Here is a 22,682-nt window from a genome sequence, read left to right as displayed (position 1 = left end):
AGGACCCCCGCCGTCATCGCGTTGACGGCAGCTACGCTCGCCAGCGCCTGCCCCGAGAAGCGTAAGTGCGATTGCTGCCGGCGGCGTGCGCGTTGGGGGCAAGGATCGCGCACGGCTGCGCCGGCGAACTCGCTATCATCACGGGCGCCGAACTCGCGATGATGACCGATACCACAGCCCTCGGACACGCCCCGCTCGGCCTCGCCGTATTCAACCGGGTGGCCCGGACGACAACGCCCGAATCTGTAACCTGGGTGAAGGACAGCGGCCGCGCCGATGCTGTTCGGTAGGGGAACCCCCTACGGGACGGGATTTTGAGTGCTTGCCAGCGGGAGATTTGTCCGCTCTGGCTAGAATGTGGTTGACGCATACGCGTTCCGGGGGATGCGCCTATCGGGGTGCCTCGTCAGGTTCGATTTCCTGAATCCTCCACCAAGAGCCACTCTTCGCTGCGAAACAGAACGGCTGTATCACCGCCCCGGCAGCGCAACGCCTTGCGGGCGATTATTCGTGAACGCCAGCTTCGGCTGTTCGGAGTTTGCTCACGGGTCGGATCATCGCCATGCGCGGCCAGGCTTCGAGCCCTCGCGCAGCTTCTGTATCCATTCGAGCGCCCATCGCCGCGCCCCAGTCACCTGGCAGGAAAGCACGGAAGCCGAGGCGCTCGTAGTATGGCGCGTTCCACGGAACGTCTCGGAATGTGGTCAGTGTCACAGCGGGAAGTCCGCGTACCCGTGCCCAAGAGTCAGCCACGACAATCAGTTGCGCTCCGATTCCCTGACGCGCATGCTCCGGGTAGACCGTGACCTGCTCAATATGGGCAGCTCCGTCAACCTGCTCGAGGAGCAAGTAGGCGACGATCACACCGTCGACCAGCCACACAAACGCTCCACGGTCCGTGACGAAGCGCTGGAAATCCTGCCTGCTGATCGGTTGATCATCGGCGACTATCGCCATGTTGATGTTGCGGAACGACTCTCCGGCGGCTCGCTCGATCTCGGTGATCCGGAAGTGGTCCTCGAGACTGGAAAGATGTCGCACCTTTCGATCCTCCCACTCCAGCTCAGGACCTACCCGCACGGGAACCCCCAACGGGCGACGGGTGAGTCGGTCGAGAGGTAAATTCGGAGATGTGACCAGTCGCAATGGACGAATCGCGCTGATCACCGTCGGCGTGATCGCTTTGATCCTTGGTGGAGTGTGGGCCGGGCAGGGCATGAATCCAATCCCGGGGACACAACAGGTAGCCGCATGTGGCTTTCCATCGGGCTCATCATCGCCATCATCGCCATCGTCGGCATCGTCGGCATCATCCTGATTGTGCTCGGCCTACGCCGGCCAGGGCACGGCGGCACGAGCAGGTGAGACTCCAACTATCGCGAGCCTAGATGGTGCTCTGACGCACGCTCGACGAACCCTCACGGGTCGCCTTTGGCGGATCGCGCGCTAGCTTTCAGGCGAGTCATCCTGAGACTTGTCCGGCGCGAATTTCTGCAGATAGCGGCGACGGCAGTAATAGATGAGCGCCGCTAGCCCCCAGATGAACTGCATGGCACCGAGTACCAACATGGATACGTCGCCCGGCTCGCCCTCCCCCTACGTGTCAGGGTGAGTTGAGGCCAGTGGCTCAGAGCAAGTCCGCCGTGTGACGTAGGGCGTGAATCAGGAAGTCCCGATCATGTCCAGTGCGTCTTTGATCGTCGTGCGCGACGATAGTTTGATGAGTAAGAACAGCAGTCCCGGCCCGCGCGCGGGTGGTCCGAGCGCGCGGCGGTCGTTCACGCCCGCGCAGAAGCTTGACCATTTGGCCGCGTATGAGGACGCAACCACGCGGAACGGGGGCGGGGCGTATCTGCGGGAGCAGGGCATCTATTCCTCGCAGATCACCGAGTGGCGCAAGCTCCGCGACGCGGGCGTGCTGCAGGGCAAGAAGGCCGGCGACAAGATCGGCAAGCTCACGCCCGAGCAGGCCGAGATCGCCCGGCTTCGCCGGCAGCTCGATGTCACGGAGCGGCGTTTGGCCACGACGGGGGTGGCGTTGGAGATCATGTCAAAAATGCACGAGCTACTCGAAAACTTGTCGAAGAGCTCGCGGGACGAAACACCGCAGACGAAACCGTGATGACCACCTACCGTGCCCTGACCCGCCGGGGCGTGTCCACCCGGACTGCCGCGGTCCTGGTGGGGTTGCCGCGGTCGACGGCGACCCGGGCGCCGCGCATCCCGGCGGCCGGGCCGGTGCTGGTGCCGGCGAACAAGCTCGGTGTTCTCGAGCGGGCGAGAATCCTGGCGGTGGTGAACTCGCCGCGGTTCGTGGACTTGCCGCCGATCCAGATCTACGCGCAGTTGCTGGACGAGGGCGTGTATTTGGCGTCGATCTCCACGATCTACCGGGTCCTGGCCGAGAACAAGCAGGTCAAGGAACGCCGCCGGTTGGCCCGGCATCCGGCGCGGGCGATTCCGGAACTGGTCGCCACCGCCCCCGGCCAGGTGTTCACGTGGGATATTACGAAGCTGGCGGGCCCGATCAAGGGCAAGTACTTCGATTGCTATGTGATGATCGATATCTTCTCCCGCTACATCGTCGGCGCGAAGGTCCACCCGGCCGAGTCCGCGATCCTGGCCGCGGAGATGATGACGGAAACCTTCGGTATTCACGGCACCCCGCAGGTCGTTCACGCGGACCGGGGCACGTCGATGACGAGCAAGACCGTCGCCGCGTTGTTGTCGGATCTGGAGGTGACCAAGTCGCACTCCCGGCCCCGGGTCAGCAACGACAACCCGTACTCCGAGGCGTGGTTCAAAACGCTCAAGTTCGCACCCGTGTTCCCGGAACGTTTCGCGAGCCTCGGCGACGCGAGACGTTTCATGGACACCTTCGTCGAGGGTTACAACCACACCCACCGCCACACCGGAATCGGCTTGAACACGCCCGCTGACGTCCACTACGGTTTCGCAGCCGGCAAAGCAGCCGAGAGGTCCGCGACCCTGGCTGAAGCCCGGGCCCGGAACCCGGAACGATTCAGCACCAGCGTCGATCCCAAGATCCTCGCCACCCCCGACACGGCCTGGATCAACAAGCCTGCCGAAGCACAAGAAGACGAGCCGAAACTAGCCGCCTAAACTCACCCTGGCCCCATCCATCTTGACAAATTCTGGGGCGCCGGCTGCGGATAAAAGTCCGTTAGTCGTTTCCCATCGGACAGACAGGCCAAAACGTCAGCCTTCACTGCTCAATCGTGCGGGGCCTGGTCAGAAGGCTTCAGCCCATGAGTTCGGAGCGGGTCTTCCCCGTCAAGAGTCATCGATGTGGATGGTGCCGGTTCGAACTCCGGAGCAACTTGCGCGTGGGTACCGTTTCCCGAATACACATCGCGGAGCATACTCGCTGCGGCACCGACCGGAGCGGCTGATTCACGCAAGCGCCGCCGGCGAATTCCTCGGGCTAAAGTCACCACCGCGAAGGCCAAGCCGAGAGCAGCGATAAGAATCGCATCGGACATCTGTGTCTTTCCATCATCAATGTCCCTTTAGTGCATCACGTCCCCTTGCGGATTAGCAAAGAAACCTAATCGGCCCGCCGATCGGCTCCGTCGTCGTCGGGTCAGTACACGTCCGTTGATCGATCCCCTAACGCGTCGACTGAGTCGCAGCGTGTGGGGTGGTCTAGCGTGGGCATTATGACGCGCGTGTGGCTGACGAAATGGGAATGGGCGTGCTGCGGCGATGCTTTTGCCATCGGCGATGAGGTGGACTTCGGTATCGAGACGCGAACGCCGCATGCTGCTCTTTCTGACGTTCTTGGACCGGAACTCATCGCCACGGTGGACGCGATGGAGTCGCACCACGAGGGAGAATTCACCGATCGTGTGCGCGGCAGGGTCGTCGCGGCACACGCGGTCACGCAGGACGTCATCGAGCGTCGGTCGCTACGTCGACCCGGCCACGGCGCCCCGCCCGAATCGATCATGTCGGCGAACGCCAACGAGTGTCCGATGGTCGGCCGCAAGTTCCGCAATGGTGCGTTTCTCGCAACTTCGCCCTCTCGATACATGATCGAGATCGAGCCAATTGCGAGTACAACGATGTTGACCTCGGCTGAGGGAGTTCGGCTGCGCATCGACGAAGAAGCCGAACAGCTCCCTCACGCCGGAGAGTTCGCTATTCCACCGCCCGAGCAACGCCGACGCTCACTGGAGGGCTGGCTCGTCGACGTTCAGGAGCACGCATAAGGTGTCCGCTCGCGGAACCGGTTGCGGGCAACTGTCGTGGGCTGCAGTAGAAACCCGTTGGCAAAAGGTACCTTGGCCACATGGCTGACGTCAGCAGTGCCAGATCTGGGTTTATGCGTTGGATGGTCGGCAGGCCACGTATCTGGGTTGGTGTTGTTTGGTGCTGCATCGGGCTGGCTTGGATTCTCGTAGCGGTATTTGAAGGACCCACTGTGACGCGAATCCTGCTGGGGGCACTGTGGCTCGCGCTCGGGGTCTTCCAGGGTGCTATCGCTCTGCATGATCGGAAGCACGGGCGGGGGTTCTATCTAACGCCGGGTCCGCCTGTGCCGCCGGCGACATGAGTGGGAACGATTAAACCATCGACTGCCGGACTCGGCTCCCAAATAACCGACCCTTACGGTTCAAATCCACGAGCCGCAGGGCGATCGTCGGGCATGGTGCTCGTGTGTCACAAAGGGAACCGCGAGCGCTTCAGCACCAGAGGCGAGCCAAAGATCCTCGCCTCCCCAGCCGCGGCCTGGATCGACGCAACAACCTCAACCATCCAGGAAGAACAAGCCAAATGAACTCCCGCTCGCCTCATTCAACTGGACGTTGCGAGGTGGCGTTCGACTCGACTGTCGGTGGGTCTGGTGAGAATGGATTCATGAAGATCGTCCTGGTTCCGCCTTTGCTCTGCTCCCCCCTCGCTTACGCGCCGGTGATCGACACTGTCTGGTCGCACGGTCAGGTCACCTTGGCCGATACCCGCCATGACGACACGATCTCGGCAATGGCTGAACGGATTCTCCTCGAGAACGCCGGAGAATTCGCCATTCTTGGTACCAGCATGGGAGGGTACGTCGCCTTGGAAGTCGTCCGGCAAGCACCCGACCGAGTCACCGCCCTCGCACTCGTGAGCACGTCCGCCCGAGCCGACACCACGGAGCAGGTCAAGGCGCGGTCCAGCCAATCCGCACTCGTCGAGGACGGGCATTTCGACGCTCTCGTCAACGCCGCCTTCGCCGGCGTCGTCGCAGCAGACAACGAGTCTGACCAGGCGCTGCTTGCCACATGGCGGGCCATGACAGCGCCAGTTGGCCCAGGCGCTTTCCTGCGCCAACAGCATGCTGTCGTTCAGCGCGCTGACCTCCGCTCGATGCTGCCGTCGATAACGTGTCCCACAGTGATCATCCATGGGGCCGCTGATCGCCTCATTCCCCTCGGCGCCGCCGAAGAGACAGCCGCCGCAATGCCGGCAGCCACATTCACCATCATCGATGGCGCCGGCCACTTCCTGTTCCATGAACGGCCCGCCGCCGCACGAGATGCCGTAGGCACATGGCTCGAGTCAGCTGAATAGGTGAACCGCAGCCATGTGATGCCGCCAGACAGCGTTGACCACCGGGCCTGCGTGTGTCCGGGACGCCTCGGCAAAACCTTTTGCACCGCCCGATGCGACTTCGGGGTAATTCTGCGTATCCGGACTTGGCAATACATCCGGACAAGTCCGTTCAACCGGTTAGGCGAACGCCGTAGGAGGGACGGCAAGCGCGACAGGGCTGGGGAAATTCCACCCAAGTTGAGCGGGCCGATGTTAAGTCCGAAGGGAACAGCCACTGCTACTGTCAGCTTCATGCCAGAGGCCAACCGTGACTATCGGACCGCACCCTTATTAAAAGTGATGCTCACAGCGGCGATCGTGGTCTCGGCGGTTTCGCTGGCTGTAGCCATCATGATTGCCGTCTTCGTCGACGTGCAGAGCGACTACCTCGGCGCACGATCTGAACAAACCGGGGGCTTCGACCCAAGCGTGTTTCCACCGTGGAACGGAGCGCTGTGGCTGATTGGAAATATGTTCCCCGTCCTCATGACGATCTTGCTTGCGATGCTAATCGTTGCGCGCAATATCGCCGGAACAGGACGTGACCGCCGTCGCAGCACCCTCGACGATAATCTCATCGTGTCCAGCCCGTGACACGACGGGTCACACTGCCCGCAAGCCGGACGGACAGCGCGCCAAATCCGCGAGCATGGTCTCAGGAGGATCGAACCGCGGGAAGCCTTATGATCCGATCCGGGCAAAGCTACGATGAAACCATGACCATCGAAGACACCGGTCCCCGTCCTCAAGCATTCGATCTGGAGACCGAGACCCTTAAGAACCCGAACTACCGCACCGTGGCTTGGAGTGGCACCTACCTGCAGGTCACCCTCATGTCGATCCCTGTCAACGGGGTCATCGGACTAGAAAAGCACCCTGACACCGACCAGTTCATTCGACTCGACCGCGGCCGTGGCCGCGCCCAGATGGGACCAAGCAAGAACGAACTGACCTTCGACCAAGAGGTAACCGACGGGTGGTGCGTCATCGTTCCGGCTGGCAGCTGGCACAACGTGACGAACATCGGCGACGAGCCCATGCAGGTCTATACCGTCTACGCACCGCAACACCACAAGCCGGGCAAAGTTCACCAGACCAAGGCGATCGCCGACGCCGACACCGACGATACCCCCGCCGACTGGTCCGTTCAACCAGAACCCGTCGCTGACCAACACGCCTGAACGGAGCCGCCCGACCAGGACTCCCGCCATCGTCGCGTTGACGGCAGCTACGCTCGCCAGCACCTGCCCCGAGCAGCGTAAGTGCGATTGGTGCCGGCGGCGTGCGCGTTGGGGGCAAGGATCGCGCACGGCCGCGCCGGCGAACTCTCTCACACCGCCGACGCGATCGCCCACCATGCCGGGTTTGACGGTGACGGCGAACTGGCTATCATCACGGGCGCCGAACTCGCGATGATGACCGATGCCGCAGCCCTCGGACACGCCCCGCTCGGCCTCGCGGGGATTCAACCGGGTGGCCCGGACGACAACGTCCGAATCTGTAACCTGGGTGAAGGACAGCGGCCGCGCCGATGCCGTTCGGTAGGGGAACGGTCAGTGGACTTTAAAGCCGTGAGCCGTACACCGATCGGACATCGATCGTCCCGCCATGGTCATCCTCTTCGAATTCCAGCCCGATCTTTTCCGCTACTCGTCTGGAGGCTCTGTTGTCGGGGTGGATGATCGCGACCAGGTGACCGGCCCCCAAGATATCTCGGGCGAAGTCGCGGCAGGCCGCTGCGGCCTCGGTTGCGTAGCCTCGTCCCTGCATCTCGGCCGGCACGTGATAGCCAACTTCAAGTTCGGGTCGGCCGTTGACCACCTGTCACGTCAGGCCGCAGTCACCGGCGAACTCACCTGCCGTCGTTTCGATGATCCAAAGACCGTAGCCGTGTTCGACGTAGTTGCTCTTGTTCCAGTCGATCCACGCCTGGGCCTCCTCACGGTTTTTCGGTCGTGGGTAGAACTCCATCACGGCCGGGTCAGCCAGCACGATAGCCATGTCCTCGAGGTCATCGTCGGTCATGTTTCGAAAAATCAACCGGTCTGAGCGAGGGAACGACATAGTTCGAGCTTAGAAGGCGGCCCTACTCGGAGGGCGACCCGACTGTGGCCACCGAGGAACGACGAGGCCGGTATCTCGCTGCAACCCGGCGATTGGTCGGGCGCAGCCCGTCCAAGACCGATTAGATGGGGAGATGGATTCGAACTACCGGTTCTCAGCCGAGCTTGCCGATGTGGACCGTGACCAGGTGCACCGTTGGATCAGCGAGCAGTCGTATTGGGCGCCCGGGCGGTCACGTACCAGGCAGGATGCAGCCATAGACGGCTCACGAAACTTCGGCGTCTACGACTCAGAATCAAACAGGCAGGTCGCCTACGCGCGGGTCATTACGGATGGAGTGACTTTTGCATGGCTCTGCGATGTATTCGTCGACCCCGAGGTTCGCGGCCGCGGCATTGGCGGTGTCCTGATCGCAGGGGTCCTAGAAGAGTGCGAGCCGCTTGGTCTGCGGCGCATCGCTCTCTCAACCAACGATGCGCACGGCTTGTACTCCAAGTCAGGGTTCACCGGGTTGGATATCCCCGAGACCTGGATGGAACGCATCGGCAACCCAAGCGCTTAGGAGCAACAGACCAGAACCGCCAACGCTTCGGGTCGAGAATCACCGACGCCGGCCTTCCATTTTGGGTGTCACGAGGAAACCTTCGCCGGGCGTGGTTCCTTTGGACGGTTCAGCCCGTGGGCTGGTCTGCTCGCCAGTTGCGTGCATGGCTCAGTATGTGCTGGATGACTGCGCTCTTGGCGTCGGCGTAGTAGTTCATGTCACTCCATGTTTTCGCCGCGATCGTCCGCTTCGTGGATTCGTAGAGCGCACGGTCTGCAGTGCTGACCCGGAGCCAGTCGCGGAGGTCGAGGTAGTCGATCTGCTCAGCGGTCTCTGGCGGAAGAACATGCACGTGGAAGTCCAACTCCGCCGTGCGGAGCATCCGGTGGCCGTGTTCTCGGACACGGAGCCGCAACCCGATGGATCCCATTGGCACTATGTAGGACTCCTCATCGTCAATGTCGGCGACGACAAGCAGCATGTCGATCACCAGTTTCGCAGCCAGGCCAGTGACTGAGGTTGAACCAATGTGTTCGACCGACAGCGCAGCTGGGCCCAAGGAATCCTGGATCTTTTGAGCCAGGGAAGCTGCCATCGAGGGCCATACGTCGTCGTAATCGACGATGACGATCGCCCGTTGCTCACGACCACCGATCAAGATGGCGTCGCGTTCCGTGTCCCTTGCATGGCCCATCCAGCGAGTCCGGCACGACAAACTCGGCCATCAAGGCCTGACTGAAGCCCGCAAGCAGCGGAACGGCACAAACTAACCTTCGCCCCACGCGACCGTCAAGAGTCACGAGTTGCATCTGCAGGCTGAAACTGTCCGCAAGACGGACCTCCAGCGCGACGAATTCGCGGCCTTTGCGCTCGATGGCCGGGAGCGCTGATGCTGTGTCACATGGGAACCCCTTACGAGACAGAATGACGATTCTTGCCCGCCCAGCCTGAGGCGGGTCGGTCATCGAGATTGGAAGTGCGAGAGGATGGGGCTTGTGTCCTCTCTCGAAGCCCGCGATGTCTCCGCTTCGATCGATTCAGAGGTGCTGTTGGCGCCCGTATCCCTCATTGTGAGTTGCGGTGAAGCCTTGGCTGTGCAGGGGCGGAACGGTTCCGGTAAGACGACCCTTCTTCGCATCCTCAGTGGCCAGCTTCGTCCGACTGGAGGTCGGGCCTTCATTGACGGTGAGCCGGTCGATGAACGCCATCGCGCTATGCGGCGAACCATCTCTGCCCGTATCGGCCTGCCGGCCTTTGCCCGGGAGCTGACCGCTCACGAGCATTTGCGTTTCATCGCGACAACGTGGGGACGACTCGGATCCGCTGCCACTGATGCGGCTGACACCACCATGGCGGCTCTCGGGATCAGTGACCTCCAGAACCGGTTTGTGAACGAGCTCTCGTCGGGACAGACGCAGTTGTTGTCCTTGGCCACGGCTCTCGTGCGTCCTTTCGACGTGTTGATCCTCGACGAACCGGAGCAGCGCCTGGATGCCACACGACGAGCATTGGTGGCATCGGTTGTTCGCACCGAGATCGATCGTGGGGCCACGGTCGTGATCGCGAGCCACAGCACAGACATGATCGAGGCCATCGCGGACCGGTCCGTGTCACTCGCAGAGTCGTGAGCACCTCCACTGACCGTCAGATCCTGGCGCAGTCTCGATCCGTAACCGCATCAAGAGCCGGCCTGCCAACGGCGAGCGACGCCGTCTACACGGTCTACGTCGCGGTGCTCATCGTCGCAATCGTCGCGGTGCCAGTCGTGCGATCACTAGTCCTCGGCTTGGCGAGTCCAGAAATCCTTGCCACGATCGTCGCCCCGGATAGCTCCCGGGGTGTGGGCGCAATCGCTGCAGTACTGGCAGCCTGCGCGGTCCTGATCGGGCGAACGCGCGGTCCGGTCGTACCGAGTCCGTTCCTCACTGAATTCCTCGCGGGTAGTTACCTCGCCCGCAGCGATACCCTGCGCCGTCCGTTCTTGATCAGCGTCACCGTGCTGGCCTTGGCGGCGGTCACGGTATCTGGAATTGTTATCGGGGCGCGGCTCCTTGGCGGGCCGACAGCGGCCATTCCGGCCGCGCTCATGGTGCTGGGCTCGATCGCGTACTCGGGCGTGCTGGCCGTGCTGTGGCTTGTCGGGCAGAGCTGTCCCCGCCGCATTACGATCCCATTGGCCATTGTCATCCTGGGCAGTGCGGTTGCAGTGGAAACCGGCGTCGACATCGTCCTGCTCGCGACCCCCTGGGGATGGCTTGCCCTGTTGTGGGAATCCCTCGGTCCGGCCGCGCCAGTCCCGTGGTGGCCAGTCATCGCCCTCGCCCTGTCACCATTGGTCTTTCTGGCCGCTCCTGCACTGCTGAATAACCTCCGCAGCCCTGAAATCATGGCGCAAGCCCGCCGCTGGCAGTCAATCGGCACTCTGGTGCAGACCGGCGATATTGCCGGAGCGTCAGGCGCCCTCCGCACCCCACCGACACGAGGGAGGCACTGCCGGATCTCCTTCACCGGGCCACTGCCGATCGCGATTCTGCAGCGCGACCTCGGATCCGCACGGCGGTTCCCAGCGCGGACTACACTCGGCTCTCTGGCTCTCGTCGGAGCAGGGTGGTTGAACGCCCAAACTGCTTCAGCCACTGACGGAATCGACTGGGTCATGGCCCTGGCCGGGGTACTCCTCGCCTACCTCGCCGCCGGCGTGTGGTGCGACGGGCTGCGAAACGCCAACGAGAACGTCGGCCCGTCGTCGCTGTATGGACGGAGCGCCCTGACCATGATCGGCTCCCATGCGCTGCTCCCCGGTCTCGCCTGCCTCCTTCTCGGATCCATAGGTGCCATTGCTGCCGTGCCGGGCGGGGCACCAATCGGTGTCCTGCCGTGGTGGATGCTGGTGTCGGTCTTCATCGCTCTGGTGCGGATTCTGGACTGTGCCAAAGGACCGATGCCCATCGGTCTGCTCCTTCCCGTCGTCACGCCAGCTGGCGACGTTTCCATTCTGAACGTGATCGCGTGGCAAGCCGACGCCCTCATCATCGTGCTCACCACGGCGGGAGGACTGAGCGTGCTTGCCTCAACCGCCGGACCAGAAGCGGCCATATGGCTCACCGCAGGCATCGGAATCGTGGCCGCCCTCGCCGGACGACGCATTCGAGCCCTCGGCAATTGACCAGCTGTCGAGGACCAGCCGCCGACCCACGATTCTCCCGGATGCACAGAAGCCAAACGACTGGGCCCGAGCGCCATCCGTGCCCGTAGCCGGAACCCCTTGCGCACGGGCGAACCCCGCCCGGTAGCTTGATCTGGCAGGCTGCCCAAAGCTAGATTCAGCTCGTTGCGGCTCCCGCCCCGCGCCAGGCGGCCACGACGGACCACCCGAGGAATAGAAACAAGAACACGATGGGAGCAGTCGTGGCCTCCGGTATGAACTGGGCTGTCCCTGCAGCGATCGCGACCAGAACGAAGCCAATCCATGACGGCACCCGAGCGGCCCTATGGCCTGCTACCCACGCAGCATCACTGGCCATCGTGGGCGGAATCCTGAGCCCAACGAAACCATTGCGGCGAATCTTTCCCGACGCGGCAAGCTGCGTCACGACGACGACGAGGAGCATTGCGGCAGCAATGATGTAGGCGGCGAAATTCGTTTCGTAAGTCATGCTTCAGGGTATCGACACCGCACAACATCAGCCGGTGTCGCGTAGCTGGGAATCGACTTCGCACGCAAATACCGGCTGCTTGACGGCGATGAGTCCCAGTCCGTTTTCGACAGGCCCGCGAAAGGACCGCTCAAGTCGGCCCAGCAAGTCTCGCGTCACGATGCCGCTCGAGCGCGACACTGGCGTCCGGGCCCCGGCCCGGGCCTCCGAGAGGTCACGCCGTCAGAGGTGCACATGGCCGCAAGCCGAACCTCCTACGGGACGGGATTTTGAGTGCTTGCCAGCGGGGTCAGGGCCACTCTGGCTAGAATGTGGTGGACGCATACGTGTTCCGGGGGATGCGCCTATCGGGGTGCCTCGTCAGGTTCGATTTCCTGAATCCTCCACCAAGAGCCACTCTTCGCTGCGAAACAGAACGGCTGTATCACCGCCCTGGCAGCGGAACCCCTTGCGGACGCTTCCGCGGCGGTGTGATTCGAATCTCGTCCTTCCCACCGCGGCGGTACTTCTTCTCTACCCCGACGCGGGATCTCAACTTGCTTTTTCAGACCGCGAATCGAACGGACTACCGCAGCGAGTTCAGTTGAGTTTCGTACTTCGTTGTTTCGCCCTCAGTCCATACGACGACGACATAGGTGAGGTAGGGCTTCGTCTTGTCCCATTGCATAAAGTAAGAGGGCAGTCCCGAAGCGGTCTCGGAGCGATGATCGTCCCTGGGCTGTGTCCAGCCATTCGCTGCCAGTGCGTGCGAGTAGAAGGCGATGACCTCGCGTTGCGTGTGCGTTGTTGTCCCGGATATTCCGGTGACGGCCACGTCGCCTCCATCGAGCCCGAATTGAACCCGTCCGGGAACATTATTGGTGCGGACATCGGTGCTGCCCGGGTAGGTCAATGCGGCTTCGGGTTGTGTGGCCAGGCTGTCGATGGATTGTCCGGGCACGCAGCCAGTCAGCAGCAGCAAACACACGCCGACTGCCGTCACCGCGCTCAAAGACCGAGTCGTTCTTCGCATCGTTCTCCTTACCTGCCGCGTCGCGTTGGTCAATTGGGATACTAGGGCACGGTCGGGTCAGGCGTGTTGCTGTCCGAGTTCGAGGGCGCGTTGTCTGGTTGCATCGTCATGTAACGCCACTGGCCCCCGGTATAGATGAGGCGGAGGTGGGCTGTGACTTCACCAGGAACACCGTTCTTGACGTAGTCGAAGGTGATCGGGGTGAGCGCGAAGTCCGCCCCAGCACTAGTTGTGACGTAAGTCGTGGCGCCCGTGGGAGTCAAACCTGTGACGCTGCCGCCGCCGGTAGCACCGATGGTGGCGACGAACCGTTCCCGGGTGAGCCCATTTCGAAGGCTCGGGTCTGCCAGATCGTAGAGCGCACCCAGGTCTGTTGCCTTGAGCGCTGTGATGACCGCGGTCAGGGTGGGGCCGGCGTTGTGCGGGGCGGGCGCAGCTTTCAGGGTGAAGTGCTTGCCGTTGATCCACACTTCCACGTTCGCGGTGCGCGCGGTCGGGTCGTCATGACCGATGACTTTGATCGTTGCTGTACCCGATGCCCCGCTCGGGAGGGGTTGGGCGATGTCGCTGGTCAGCACGGCCGAGGCATACTGGGTGCCGGCACCGTCGTAGCGGAACTGTTCGTCGTGGGCGCTGTGTGGGTCCAGGGTCGCCGTATTCGCGGGGACGACGAGTCCCACGCCCGGTGCGCTGAAGTAGAACTGGCCCACTCCAACAGCCGCGGAGTCCAGATCGATGCGCAGATACGCGCCGCTGGCTTGGTCACGGAAGCCGACGCTGGGATCGCTGAAGTTCACGGCCGCTTCCGCGTGGCCGGGAAGGTTGGCGACGACCAGTGCTGCCAGGCCGATGACGGCGAGGCCAGCCAAGCCGAAACGAGTGCGTTTTCTCATGATGGTCCTCACGGTTTGCAGTTGTAGGGGGTGCCGTTGGCACGGCCGTTGAGCAGAAGCACCAACTCGTCATCCGCACTGATCGACGCATTGGTCTGGCAGTCCTTGACAAGGGTCTGGCCCATGGCAAATCTGACGTTCAGGTGCTGCTCGGGGGCATTGAACATGGCCTGACCCAAGGCGATGGCTTCACTGGGCGGAAACACGGGATCCCAGGTGTAGCGGTGCAGTTGAACGAATTCCCAGTTCTGTGCGCCGCGAGGTCCATTGAGAAATTTCTGACCGCCCTCAGCTGACGTGTCGGTTGGTTCGTCCGTGCCGCGGAGCACAACATCGTCGCCCAGTGAGGTGTTGTCGCCGTAATTGAAGCAACCGTAGAGACCAAATACCGGGCATATAGGAACGACGATTCGAAGGTCACCGTAAGTGTTGAAGAAAGGGAGAGGAGGTAAATGAGAGGAATGAGAATTGACCCATCGAAACCATGCGCTGCCGTCCTGCAATTCCTGGCTGGCTGGACGGTTCAGTGGCAGGTGAATCAAATCGCTGATACCCACGATGCCCGAGCTCAGAGGCGGGACTGGGAAAAAACCGCAGAACGAGCAAGCAGTGACCTGCCCGATGTTCGCCAGGTAGGACCCCTGTTGAACACCGTGGATGAAGGACACGCTGTCGATCATCGTGTCCGCGACACGGTCGTTGACGGTTTGAGAGTAGGCCAGCATTCCGCGGATGATGCTGCCACCCATGCTGTATCCGACGAGAATCACGGGCTGGTTGCCACCGTCATGATATTCCTGCTGGATTTGTTCATCCAGTTTGATCGTATTGATCCCAATGTCACTGGAACCATCACAATTGGGGTTCCCCGTTGCATCGCTGATGGATATTGGCATGCCCTGCGCACTCGCCGCCTTCGTGACCACGTCAGTGGGCAGCCCTTCACGACAATCGGGTATCCCACGGGCCGGATCTGCTGGCGCAAGGTCCTCGTAGTAAACAAAGCCGACGTACTTAGTGTTTGTAACGCGGTCGAAGATCGACTTGAAATCCGTCGTTTTTTTCCCTGTGGACTCTTCGTTGATGCCATGCACGTAGATCAGGGTGTGTTGTGCGGCGTTCCCTTTCAGTGGGCCTTTGCGTGCGGTCAGTTGTGCGTACTGCAGGGGGCCTTCAAGCGAGAAGTAGGCGGTGGCTCCTGGCTGAAGAGCGGGGGTGAAATCAGCCTCGGCCGAGTCGGGCAGGGTCGGACTGGTCACCAGCGAGGTACCGGGACCTTCATAACCAGTGGGTCCGTAGCTGCAGCCGGCATAAGCGCAGAGTCCGTCGCTATCGAATCCCGCCAGGCCAGAGCCTGGTCCAGTGACCGTTACAGCGGCCACTGGCACGGTTGAGTTGTTAACGATGCCAACCAGCGTGTCATCCGCGCCGTCGTATGTCCCGACAGAGGTATCTGCGGCGACCGAGACGGAACCATCCTGGTTGACCTGCAACTCAATCCCGCAACTCGATGCATAGTTCACGGCTGGGCACTCAGCGAACGGTGGGCCTCCGACCGCATGCGCGGCCGTCGTAGGCACCATCATCGCGGCAACGATCAGAGCCGTCGCGGACATGTAGGCAGGCAAAGACCAACGCATATTTCCCCCAGAAAGACGATGGTGCGGACGTGATCTTCAGACAGTGCTACCGCAGGCGAGAGCGACCATTCCGGTGGAATTCCGGTCCCCGGCTACTTTGTAGCAGGGAGGTTGGAATGCAAACCAGCCCCCAAACGGGCTGATGATGCAGATCAACACAGCGCGGGTGCCCTTCCGTGTGTCCAGGGGCTACCGTTCGATGCCCTGATCCCGGGCGGGAGCCTGATCCGCCCCCGATTGCCGGTCGCGGTCACCCGTTTTCTGCACCTTCACGTTGACGCCCTGCCGGCGCAGTTGCTCGACCCGGTCGGCCGCACGCTTCTGCTGCTGCTCCTTCATCCTCTGAGCCGTTGATTTAGCTTCCGTGACCTTCTGCAGGGGTTTAACAGTGGTGGTGCCCGGTCGTGCCGCCGCGGCCTGTCGGGCGCGGAGAGCGGCGGCTGTGGCTGCTGCTGCTGCGGCGCGCTGCCGGTCGTCCTCGGTGGCGGCGGGACGTGAGCTGAGAACCTGAGACTTGTGCATGGCCGTGACCCGTTCGGCCAGGTCGGCGCCCACGGGGCGCTGCCGGTAGTCCGCCGGCACCGCGACGGTCTCCTGGGGGTTGATGCGGTACTGGGTGCGGAACACGTCAACCTCGGCGGCAAGTTCCGTCCACTGCTGCCGGCGGTCGACGTCGGCGGGAACCTCGCCCAGCTCGCTTGCCCAGGCGGGTTGTTCGGCCGCGATTGTCGCGCCGCGCTCCTCGAGGCGGGTGTGTAGGTAGTCGTAGCGTTCGGCCAGGTGTTCGCGCCACTCGGGCGCGGCGTGCTCGGAGTCGATCCCGCGCCGCGATGCGATCCAAGCCGGCACCGCCGGGGCGGCCCTCTCCTTCTCCTGCTCCTGGTCGGCCGGCACGGTGGCCCGGTGGCGGTCGGTGTTGTCGCTGATCCGGGAGGCCAGCACGGCCGCCGGGTCCTGAGCGTTGTTCATGTCGCGTTGCGTCCACGCCTGGCGGATCGTGTCGACGGGGTCCAGGCCGGCGGCCTCGGAATGGCGGAGCGCGGCCTCGACCGCGCCCCAACTCTCATGCCCTCGCAGCATGGTCGCCAGGCCTTCGCCAAGCCCCTGGTTGGCGATTGCCGCAAAGCGCAGCACGTCGGCGCGTTCGTGCACGTCGCCGTACTGATCGATGAGGGTCGCCAGGTCATCCACGCGGGCCTGCTCGGCGCGGATGGTCTCGGTGGCCGAGAGCATGCCGTCAGCGTTGCCGGTGATCTGGGCCAGAACATCACTGACCGGTTGGGCGTCGGCGGTCTCGACATACAAATGGTTTTCGTGCTTACCGCGAGTCAGGCCAACGTAGACGAGTTCCCGGCTCGTGCTGCTGTCGGCCAGGACGTGGGCGGTGTCGGCGGTCATGCCCTGGGCGCGGTGAATGGTCGACGCGTAGCCCAGCTCAACCGCTCCGGTCACATACTCCTTCGGCAGGGTGATCGTACCCCCCGTGCCCTGGTTACTGACAGCGAGCGTTCCGTCCCGGTGTGCCTTCACCACAGTCCACAAGTCACCGTTTTTGACGATGTCGCGGCCGCCACTGACCTTCAACTGCGAGTTGTTCACCCGAGTCACAACCGTGTCGCCCCGGTAAGCGGCCAGGCCATCCCGCAGCGGCGCTGACTGCTTCCCCGTGACGATTCCCTCACTCATCCGGAACGCCTGAGCGCGGGCATTCAGCTCGGCCACGGTGCTGTTCTGCTGGGCCAGCATCACCGAGTGCAAGCCGGCTGCGGTGTCCGACTGCCACGCCGAGAACACTTGCCCGCTCATCCGGTCCACGCTGCCGCCGGCAACGCGATCATTCTTGACGTACCAAGCGAACGGGTCGCCCGTCGTTGCCGGGTCGCGGAGTAGCTTCGTGGCCTCGGCCTCGTCGGTGCTGGTGAAGCGGTGGAGCTGGTCAAGCTTCACGGAGCCCACTTCGTTTTCGAGCAGGCGCAGCGCACCGCCGGCCTCGACCGCGGAGAGCTGCCGGTCGTCTCCGATGAGGCGGACGTGTGCGCCGTGCAGCTGGGCAATGCGGGTGACCTTGGCCAGGTTGGTGGTGCCGGCCATGCCGGCCTCATCCACCACGATCACATCCCCGGGGTTCAGGTCCACACCCTCGATCCGTTCCGTCTGCTGTAGCAGCTCGGCCAGGCTGCCTTTCTGGAAAGTGAATGAGTGAATCGTCTTGGCGTCGATCCCGATTGCGTCTTTCATCATCGCGGCCGCGGTAGCGGACGGGGCCAGGCCAACCACTTTTCCGCCCTGCGCTTCGACGGCCCGGGCTGCCACGCGCAGCGCCGTGGTCTTACCAGTACCTGCAGGGCCGGAGCCCACGACAAGGCGGGTACTGCTCGTGGCGAACACCCGGGCAAGCTCGCGCTGGCCGGCGTCCAGGTGCCGGCCCTCCTTCGCGGCGACCTGGTCGAACACGTCCCGGGACATAGGCGAGGCCGTGCGCGTGCGTGCAGCGTCCAGCAGTGTGTCCTCAGCGGCCAGGATGCTCCGTGAGGTCAGGAGCTGGCGGCCCTTGTGCTCATAGATGCTCGTGCCGTCGCGGCGAGTGAGGGGCTGGAAAGCGCCGTGCGGTGCCGGCGGGGTGACAGTAATGGAATCGGTGTTCAGAGCGTGCCGGGTGATCTGCTCGACCGTGCCCTCAACAGTGTTGCCGGAGCTGCGCTGCGCCTGGACGTAACGGCGGGTTTCGGCCTCGATCGTGTGCGGCCCCCACACGGCGTGATGCTCGGACACGGTCTCCACGACCTGGGCGGCCGCCTGGGCGAGGGTGATGTTTTGGGCCGGCGCTTTGGGGGTGCCGTCGCCGCGGGAGTGCGCCCGGGCGTCCTCCAAAATTCCCTCCACGGCGCGGGCACCAACGAGTGTCGCGGCCTGCCCCCGCCACAGTGTGCGCAAGTCAGAGAGTGCGCGGGCGTGGAGCTTCTGCGGCCGGGTGTCGAGCGTGGCCTGCTGTGCCAGGGCAATGCGAGCTTTCGTGTCGGGGGTGCGTCCGTGCGTGGCACGGTACTCGGCTTCGAGGGTGACCATGGCCGCTTTGATCCCGGCCGACCTGGACGAAAAACCTGCCATGAGGCGTGCATCAATCCCGGCGATTTCCACCACGGGGCGTTTGCTCGGGGTGACCTCGCGCAGCTCCGTCGCCAGGTTCAGCCGGTCGGTCACCCGGTCCATAACGCGCTGGTTGTAGAACTCGGAGGCGGCCACCCCCTGACGGTGGAGCAGCTTGGAATCGATCGTGCGCCACTTCCCATCTACGCCTTTGACCTTGTTCGCCACCACCAGGTGGTCGTGGAGCTGCGGGTCACCGTTCCGGGAATCGTAGTGGCGGAACCTGGTTGCGATCAGGCCGCCCTCAACGTCAATCTGTGCAACACCGTTGGTGCCGGCGCGGGTGGCGATTGCTTCGCGTTCCAGGTAGCCGATGGTGTCGCTGATCGCGGCCTCATGCTCCTCCTCGATCGCCTTCCGGGTCTCGTTATCTCCCAGCCCCCACAGCGTTGACACGCTCTTAGCGGGAGAGAAGACCAGGTCAAAACCGGCCACAGCTTGCTGTGTCGGGCGGGTGGCCGCGGTAATGAACCGGCCCAACTCTTCCTTATCGGCGGGCTGCCGGCCCTTGGCCGTGCGGAACGCCTGCGCGCCCTCGCGGACCCGGATAACACGGCGTTCTTCGGCGTTAGGTTCGCGGTGATTGATACGGGTGAAGCCGCCGTAGCCCGTTTCGATCTGCTCGCGGAGGTCGGTAGTTCCCTGCTTGTACGAGTAGTAGCCGCGGCCCAACTTAGCCAACTCGATCGCCTCATCAGCGCTCTTCCCTTCACCCTGGGCGGTAGCAATGATCTGCTCTGCATCCGGGTGCAGGCCCTCACCGTAGAGGGCTTTCATCTGCTCCTCGGTGACAGCACCTGAGACGCCCAGGGCGGCTAGTCCTGAGCCCACCCAGACGCCGGGAGGGTTGCCCTCGATGGTGTAGTAATCGCCCAGCTGCAGGCCGGCCTCGCGCTTCACGTCAGCGGTTGCGGTCTCGCTGATGTAGTACGCATACCCGTCTCCCGCGGAGAGGATATGCATGGTCATCATGGGGGTCAGCCTACCTCGTTGATTAATAATGCCAGAGGTGTGACAGATTGATTGACGAAGAATGAGGATTGAGAGTGGCCAGGATCGTCAGAGACTGCGTCTGTGCTTTGAGACCGCTGGGAGTGCACGGAGCCGACGAGGAACGAGGACAGCGCAGTGAACGCGGTCGATAAGCAACAGACGAGCGCTCCGCTTTTCCGGACCTCGCCCCGTGTGGTCCGACCCCTTCCCTGCTGCGCCGCTTGTGCGCCCGCGGGGCGTGCCCGTGATGGTCGGGCTGGCGACTCCGTAAATAGCGCAACGGGCCAGAAGCTGCTTAACTTTTGACATGACTGAACTCGACCATGGCATCGAACCGCACGCCCCCGGCCACGCCGAACGGCTCAACTGGCTGCGCGCCGGTGTGCTCGGCGCGAATGACGGTATCGTCTCCGTCGCCGCACTCGTCGTCGGCGTGGCCGCGGCCACCTCGGATTCCGCGGCGATCCTGATCGCCGGAGTCGCGGCTCTGCTCGCCGGGGCGATCTCGATGGCCCTCGGCGAATACGTCTCGGTGAGCAGCCAGCGTGACACCGAGCGCGCCCTGATCGCCAAGGAACGCTGGGAGCTCGCCAACGTGCCAGAGCAGGAGCTCGCCGAGCTTGCGGACATGTACCAAGCGAAGGGGCTCAGCGCTGAGACGGCCCGGCGCGTCGCCGACGAGCTCACCGCGCACGATGCCCTCGCCGCGCATCTCGAGGTCGAGTTGCACATCGGGACCGAGGAACTCTCGAACCCCTGGCATGCGGCGTTCGCCTCCGCCCTCGCGTTCACGGTCGGCGCGATCCTGCCGCTTCTCGCTGCGCTGCTGCCGCCGCCGGCGTGGCGCCTGCCCGCAACGTTCCTCGCCGTCACGGTTGCCCTTGTGATCACCGGCTGGCTGAGCTCCTACCTCGGCGACAGTCCCCGCGGCCGCGCGATCGCCCGGGTGCTCATCGGCGGCCTACTCGCCCTCGGCGTGACGTGGGCGATCGGCGGTTTGATCGGCACGGCGGTCTGACCGTAGTAGGAGGCCCACCGCCAGCAAAGGCCGGACGCATCACCCTGCCCGCCACCAGAAACCTCAGATCACGCCCGAGCGAGCCCACTCAACCGTCAGGCCCGGGCACCGCGACCCAACCGTTAGCCTCACGCCATGAGATGGCAGTACTGCGAGTAGCGGCATGTCTTCCCTAACCCGCCAACGCCGACGTACTTCCACCAGGCCTGCTGCAACGTGACGTTCCGGTTGGCTTTCATCGACCGCAGTACTGCTTTGAAGTCAGGTGGTTCATACTCGTCTGACATGCGTTGGCGTCCGTCCGGGAACATCGCCTGAACGGCGGATTCGGTCATTGGCTCCCCAAGCGCAGCCGTGAGGCCTCTCGGGGCGACGGTCTTCTTGACCACTGATACGTCCCGCCGCGAACACCCCGCTGCCTCGACGATGTCGTTGTAGCTGCGCCCTTCAAAGAGGAGCTCCATGGTTTCGGTAGTTGCTCACACTGGCCCGGTTCTAGTTCGAAACGGCGACACCGACGTGCCACCACTTCGATCAGGAGACCGCAGACCCGGACGCAGTACCAACTACCCAGAAAAAGTGGTTAATACCTGCCCGGACTCTCGGTACCGCCAAGGGCTACTCGCCAACGGCGACCGGGGCGCCGAATAGCGCTTGTCCGCGTATGACTCCATGGCTCCCAATCGCTCTAAGGAGGATGATGAGCGTCGCGGCAGTCGAACCGACGAGCGTCGCAACCAACTTCTTCCAGCCGCGCCAACTCTTTGAGAACTAGATCAAGACAATTCCGCTGCCGCCAGCCCCCGATGGGAACGAGAAGTCCACCGAACGCCTCTGCAGCGATAGGTGCCGGGTCACCGAGCCCCAGTGACGCTTACACGATAAGCATCTCGCTCGGGCGAATCGTCACCCAACTTTGCCCGAACGAATCCGAGCGGGACTTCCTGCCGGGCTCGCCGCGCGAGGACGTTTCGGCTCTTGGACGTGGATGGAATGTCCGAGGCGAGGCGTTTGGACACCCGGCTGACGAGCTCTATTGCCGAGATTCCCAGGCTGGTCTCAAATTCGGCAAGGGAGGGGCTCTGTCAAAGCATCGTTCGTGTTCGATTGACGTGACGTGTCCGAGTTTCGAGTGGCGGAGGAGGCCGTTGTAGAAGGTTTGAGGTAGTCGAACTGAACCGGCCCGGGTTTCATGTCGTCGTTTTGTTGTCGGCTTCGTTCGATTGTGCGCCAAGATTTCGCGGAACTGGTTTGCCGTGGCATTGCGCTAGGTGAGCAATCTTTCTGGCAACGATCAGGCCGAATTCCGGAAGCGAGTCATCCCGTCGCTCATCCAGCGGGGCTGAACCGGATCGGCCTCGTTCTGAAGCGCGCGTCCCGTTGCGGTTTTCAAAACGGTTATCAAAACGAGACAATCCGTTTCAATCCTGGCGTGACAGGCGATCCAGTGCGGGGAGTATGGTAATCACGGTTGGTGTGACCGTTCACACTTGAAGTGACGACGCAAGGACCAACCGATATACCGGCCGGCTTCTTTTGCTGCCGGCACGGGGCCGGCGATTTTTTCTGCTACCCATTTTTTGCGTCAGCACTGTAGGACAAAGGAGTCGAATTGTGGGCACAGGTGCCGCTTGTCGTGAACGTGCGGAGCGTGCTGCGGGTTTCAGCTCTTTCGGCGCAGATCATTTTGGTCGTTGGCTCGCTGAGGGCGCTATCTCGCCAATGGCCCTCCACCGCTTGGCGCCGCCTTCAACTTGTGCAGTAAGGACCGCTCCGGCGGTCGCCGACCTGTCGACCGGGAGCGTTTTTTTGCGACTCCTGGCGGCTGCTACCCAAGCGTGACGCTGCCCGGTGCCGCCTCACTCGTCGATCACGTCCAACGCCGGACGCCATCAGGATCACCTGAATCAAGGAGCACAACTATGTCCATTGAACGGCGTGCGGCGCGCGAGCCCGTCATCCTGGAGATGCGCTCGATTACGAAAGAGTTTCCCGGGGTTAAGGCGTTGTCCGATGTGTCGCTCACGGTGACGGCGGGGGAGATCCATGCGATCTGCGGTGAGAACGGGGCGGGCAAGTCGACCCTGATGAAGGTGCTCTCGGGCGTCTACCCGTAT

19 protein-coding genes and 1 pseudogene are annotated in these 22,682 nt (G+C 63.0%); 11 read left to right on the top strand and 9 right to left on the bottom strand.

The window, feature by feature from the left end; all coding sequences use genetic code 11:
- Positions 1–65 precede the first annotated feature (65 nt).
- Positions 66–290 carry a hypothetical protein gene (locus E3O39_RS17645; RefSeq protein WP_134450126.1) on the top strand — a complete coding sequence of 75 codons (225 nt, stop codon included), beginning with the start codon at positions 66–68 and terminating at the stop codon, positions 288–290.
- A 214-nt stretch (positions 291–504) separates the two neighbouring features.
- Here E3O39_RS17645 and E3O39_RS17640 read toward each other — a convergent pair whose 3' ends face one another.
- Positions 505–1,041: a GNAT family N-acetyltransferase gene (locus E3O39_RS17640; protein ID WP_241985127.1), complete on the bottom strand. Its 537-nt coding sequence runs from the start codon at positions 1,039–1,041 to the stop codon at positions 505–507.
- Positions 1,042–1,720: 679 nt separating this feature from the next.
- Here E3O39_RS17640 and E3O39_RS17635 point away from each other — a divergent pair.
- The 5 genes from E3O39_RS17635 to E3O39_RS17615 all read left to right on the top strand — a co-directional run bounded on the left by E3O39_RS17635 (position 1,721) and on the right by E3O39_RS17615 (position 6,779).
- Positions 1,721–3,123 (top strand): IS3 family transposase gene (locus E3O39_RS17635; protein WP_134450139.1). Its coding sequence is split into 2 segments (ribosomal slippage): positions 1,721–2,051 and positions 2,051–3,123, totalling 1,404 coding nucleotides; the frame shifts between segments, so codons are not numbered across the junction.
- Positions 3,124–3,680: 557 nt separating this feature from the next.
- Complete coding sequence (locus tag E3O39_RS17630; RefSeq protein ID WP_134450125.1) at positions 3,681–4,232, top strand: DUF6578 domain-containing protein; 552 nt, start codon at positions 3,681–3,683, stop codon at positions 4,230–4,232.
- Positions 4,233–4,881: 649 nt separating this feature from the next.
- On the top strand, positions 4,882–5,577 hold the full coding sequence (locus tag E3O39_RS17625) for an alpha/beta fold hydrolase (protein ID WP_166787430.1): 696 nt from the start codon (positions 4,882–4,884) through the stop codon (positions 5,575–5,577).
- A gap of 273 nt (positions 5,578–5,850) precedes the next feature.
- Positions 5,851–6,192 (top strand): hypothetical protein, encoded by a 342-nt coding sequence (locus tag E3O39_RS17620; RefSeq protein ID WP_134450123.1) that lies wholly within the window; start codon positions 5,851–5,853, stop codon positions 6,190–6,192.
- Between the two features lie 122 nt (positions 6,193–6,314).
- Complete coding sequence (locus E3O39_RS17615; RefSeq protein ID WP_134450122.1) at positions 6,315–6,779, top strand: cupin domain-containing protein; 465 nt, start codon at positions 6,315–6,317, stop codon at positions 6,777–6,779.
- A gap of 382 nt (positions 6,780–7,161) precedes the next feature.
- Here E3O39_RS17615 and E3O39_RS17610 read toward each other — a convergent pair.
- Positions 7,162–7,599, bottom strand: a pseudogene (locus tag E3O39_RS17610) (GNAT family N-acetyltransferase).
- A gap of 196 nt (positions 7,600–7,795) precedes the next feature.
- Between E3O39_RS17610 and E3O39_RS17605 the strand changes: the two are divergent.
- Complete coding sequence (locus E3O39_RS17605; RefSeq protein WP_134450121.1) at positions 7,796–8,224, top strand: GNAT family N-acetyltransferase; 429 nt, start codon at positions 7,796–7,798, stop codon at positions 8,222–8,224.
- Positions 8,225–8,333: 109 nt separating this feature from the next.
- On the opposite strand, the gene E3O39_RS17600 is transcribed toward E3O39_RS17605, so the two are convergent.
- A complete protein-coding gene (locus E3O39_RS17600) occupies positions 8,334–8,900 on the bottom strand; it encodes a GrpB family protein (RefSeq protein ID WP_134450120.1) in 567 nt (188 codons plus the stop codon).
- Between the two features lie 301 nt (positions 8,901–9,201).
- Here E3O39_RS17600 and E3O39_RS17595 point away from each other — a divergent pair, with 301 nt between their 5' ends.
- Together E3O39_RS17595 and E3O39_RS17590 are read left to right on the top strand one after the other, a co-directional pair.
- Positions 9,202–9,834, top strand: coding sequence for an ABC transporter ATP-binding protein (locus E3O39_RS17595; RefSeq protein ID WP_166787429.1), 633 nt, complete (start codon positions 9,202–9,204; stop codon positions 9,832–9,834).
- Positions 9,835–9,938: 104 nt separating this feature from the next.
- The gene (locus E3O39_RS17590; protein WP_134450118.1) at positions 9,939–11,372 is read left to right on the top strand and encodes a hypothetical protein; all 1,434 of its coding nucleotides are present in this window, start codon (positions 9,939–9,941) and stop codon (positions 11,370–11,372) included.
- Positions 11,373–11,529: 157 nt separating this feature from the next.
- Here E3O39_RS17590 and E3O39_RS17585 read toward each other — a convergent pair whose 3' ends face one another.
- The 5 genes from E3O39_RS17585 to mobF form a co-directional block, all read right to left on the bottom strand.
- Positions 11,530–11,862 (bottom strand): SdpI family protein, encoded by a 333-nt coding sequence (locus E3O39_RS17585; protein ID WP_134450117.1) that lies wholly within the window; start codon positions 11,860–11,862, stop codon positions 11,530–11,532.
- Between the two features lie 565 nt (positions 11,863–12,427).
- On the bottom strand, positions 12,428–12,853 hold the full coding sequence (locus tag E3O39_RS17580) for a hypothetical protein (RefSeq protein WP_134450116.1): 426 nt from the start codon (positions 12,851–12,853) through the stop codon (positions 12,428–12,430).
- 62 nt (positions 12,854–12,915) lie between these two features.
- Positions 12,916–13,767 carry a hypothetical protein gene (locus E3O39_RS17575; protein WP_134450115.1) on the bottom strand — a complete coding sequence of 284 codons (852 nt, stop codon included), beginning with the start codon at positions 13,765–13,767 and terminating at the stop codon, positions 12,916–12,918.
- A gap of 8 nt (positions 13,768–13,775) precedes the next feature.
- Positions 13,776–15,290 carry a hypothetical protein gene (locus tag E3O39_RS17570; RefSeq protein WP_134542338.1) on the bottom strand — a complete coding sequence of 505 codons (1,515 nt, stop codon included), beginning with the start codon at positions 15,288–15,290 and terminating at the stop codon, positions 13,776–13,778.
- Between the two features lie 306 nt (positions 15,291–15,596).
- The gene (gene mobF, locus E3O39_RS17565) at positions 15,597–19,526 is read right to left on the bottom strand and encodes a MobF family relaxase (protein WP_134450113.1); all 3,930 of its coding nucleotides are present in this window, start codon (positions 19,524–19,526) and stop codon (positions 15,597–15,599) included.
- A gap of 328 nt (positions 19,527–19,854) precedes the next feature.
- On the opposite strand from mobF, the gene E3O39_RS17560 reads away from it, so the two are divergent.
- A complete protein-coding gene (locus E3O39_RS17560; RefSeq protein ID WP_134450112.1) occupies positions 19,855–20,565 on the top strand; it encodes a VIT family protein in 711 nt (236 codons plus the stop codon).
- 128 nt (positions 20,566–20,693) lie between these two features.
- Here E3O39_RS17560 and E3O39_RS17555 read toward each other — a convergent pair whose 3' ends face one another.
- The gene (locus E3O39_RS17555) at positions 20,694–21,029 is read right to left on the bottom strand and encodes a hypothetical protein (protein ID WP_134450111.1); all 336 of its coding nucleotides are present in this window, start codon (positions 21,027–21,029) and stop codon (positions 20,694–20,696) included.
- A 1,458-nt stretch (positions 21,030–22,487) separates the two neighbouring features.
- Here E3O39_RS17555 and E3O39_RS17550 point away from each other — a divergent pair.
- Positions 22,488–22,682 (top strand): ATP-binding cassette domain-containing protein (locus tag E3O39_RS17550; RefSeq protein ID WP_134450110.1); only part of this gene is annotated, 195 nt, incomplete at its 3' end.

It is taken from the genome of Cryobacterium sp. MDB2-A-1, from assembly GCF_004402675.1.
Classification (GTDB): domain Bacteria; phylum Actinomycetota; class Actinomycetes; order Actinomycetales; family Microbacteriaceae; genus Cryobacterium; species Cryobacterium glucosi.
The sequence above is the reverse complement of the archived record's forward strand: the minus strand, read 5'-3'. Positions and strand labels throughout refer to the sequence as shown.

What these genes read in the sequence shown, in the direction of transcription:
- mobF (WP_134450113.1), bottom strand. Translation starts at nt 19,526, where the DNA reads ATGATGACCATGCATATCCTCTCCGCGGGAGACGGGTATGCGTACTAC.
- E3O39_RS17600 (WP_134450120.1), bottom strand. Translation starts at nt 8,900, where the DNA reads ATGGGCCATGCAAGGGACACGGAACGCGACGCCATCTTGATCGGTGGT.
- E3O39_RS17585 (WP_134450117.1), bottom strand. Translation starts at nt 11,862, where the DNA reads ATGACTTACGAAACGAATTTCGCCGCCTACATCATTGCTGCCGCAATG.
- E3O39_RS17575 (WP_134450115.1), bottom strand. Translation starts at nt 13,767, where the DNA reads ATGAGAAAACGCACTCGTTTCGGCTTGGCTGGCCTCGCCGTCATCGGC.
- E3O39_RS17620 (WP_134450123.1), top strand. Translation starts at nt 5,851, where the DNA reads ATGCCAGAGGCCAACCGTGACTATCGGACCGCACCCTTATTAAAAGTG.
- E3O39_RS17560 (WP_134450112.1), top strand. Translation starts at nt 19,855, where the DNA reads ATGACTGAACTCGACCATGGCATCGAACCGCACGCCCCCGGCCACGCC.
- E3O39_RS17555 (WP_134450111.1), bottom strand. Translation starts at nt 21,029, where the DNA reads ATGGAGCTCCTCTTTGAAGGGCGCAGCTACAACGACATCGTCGAGGCA.
- E3O39_RS17625 (WP_166787430.1), top strand. Translation starts at nt 4,882, where the DNA reads ATGAAGATCGTCCTGGTTCCGCCTTTGCTCTGCTCCCCCCTCGCTTAC.
- E3O39_RS17630 (WP_134450125.1), top strand. Translation starts at nt 3,681, where the DNA reads ATGACGCGCGTGTGGCTGACGAAATGGGAATGGGCGTGCTGCGGCGAT.
- E3O39_RS17615 (WP_134450122.1), top strand. Translation starts at nt 6,315, where the DNA reads ATGACCATCGAAGACACCGGTCCCCGTCCTCAAGCATTCGATCTGGAG.
- E3O39_RS17605 (WP_134450121.1), top strand. Translation starts at nt 7,796, where the DNA reads ATGGATTCGAACTACCGGTTCTCAGCCGAGCTTGCCGATGTGGACCGT.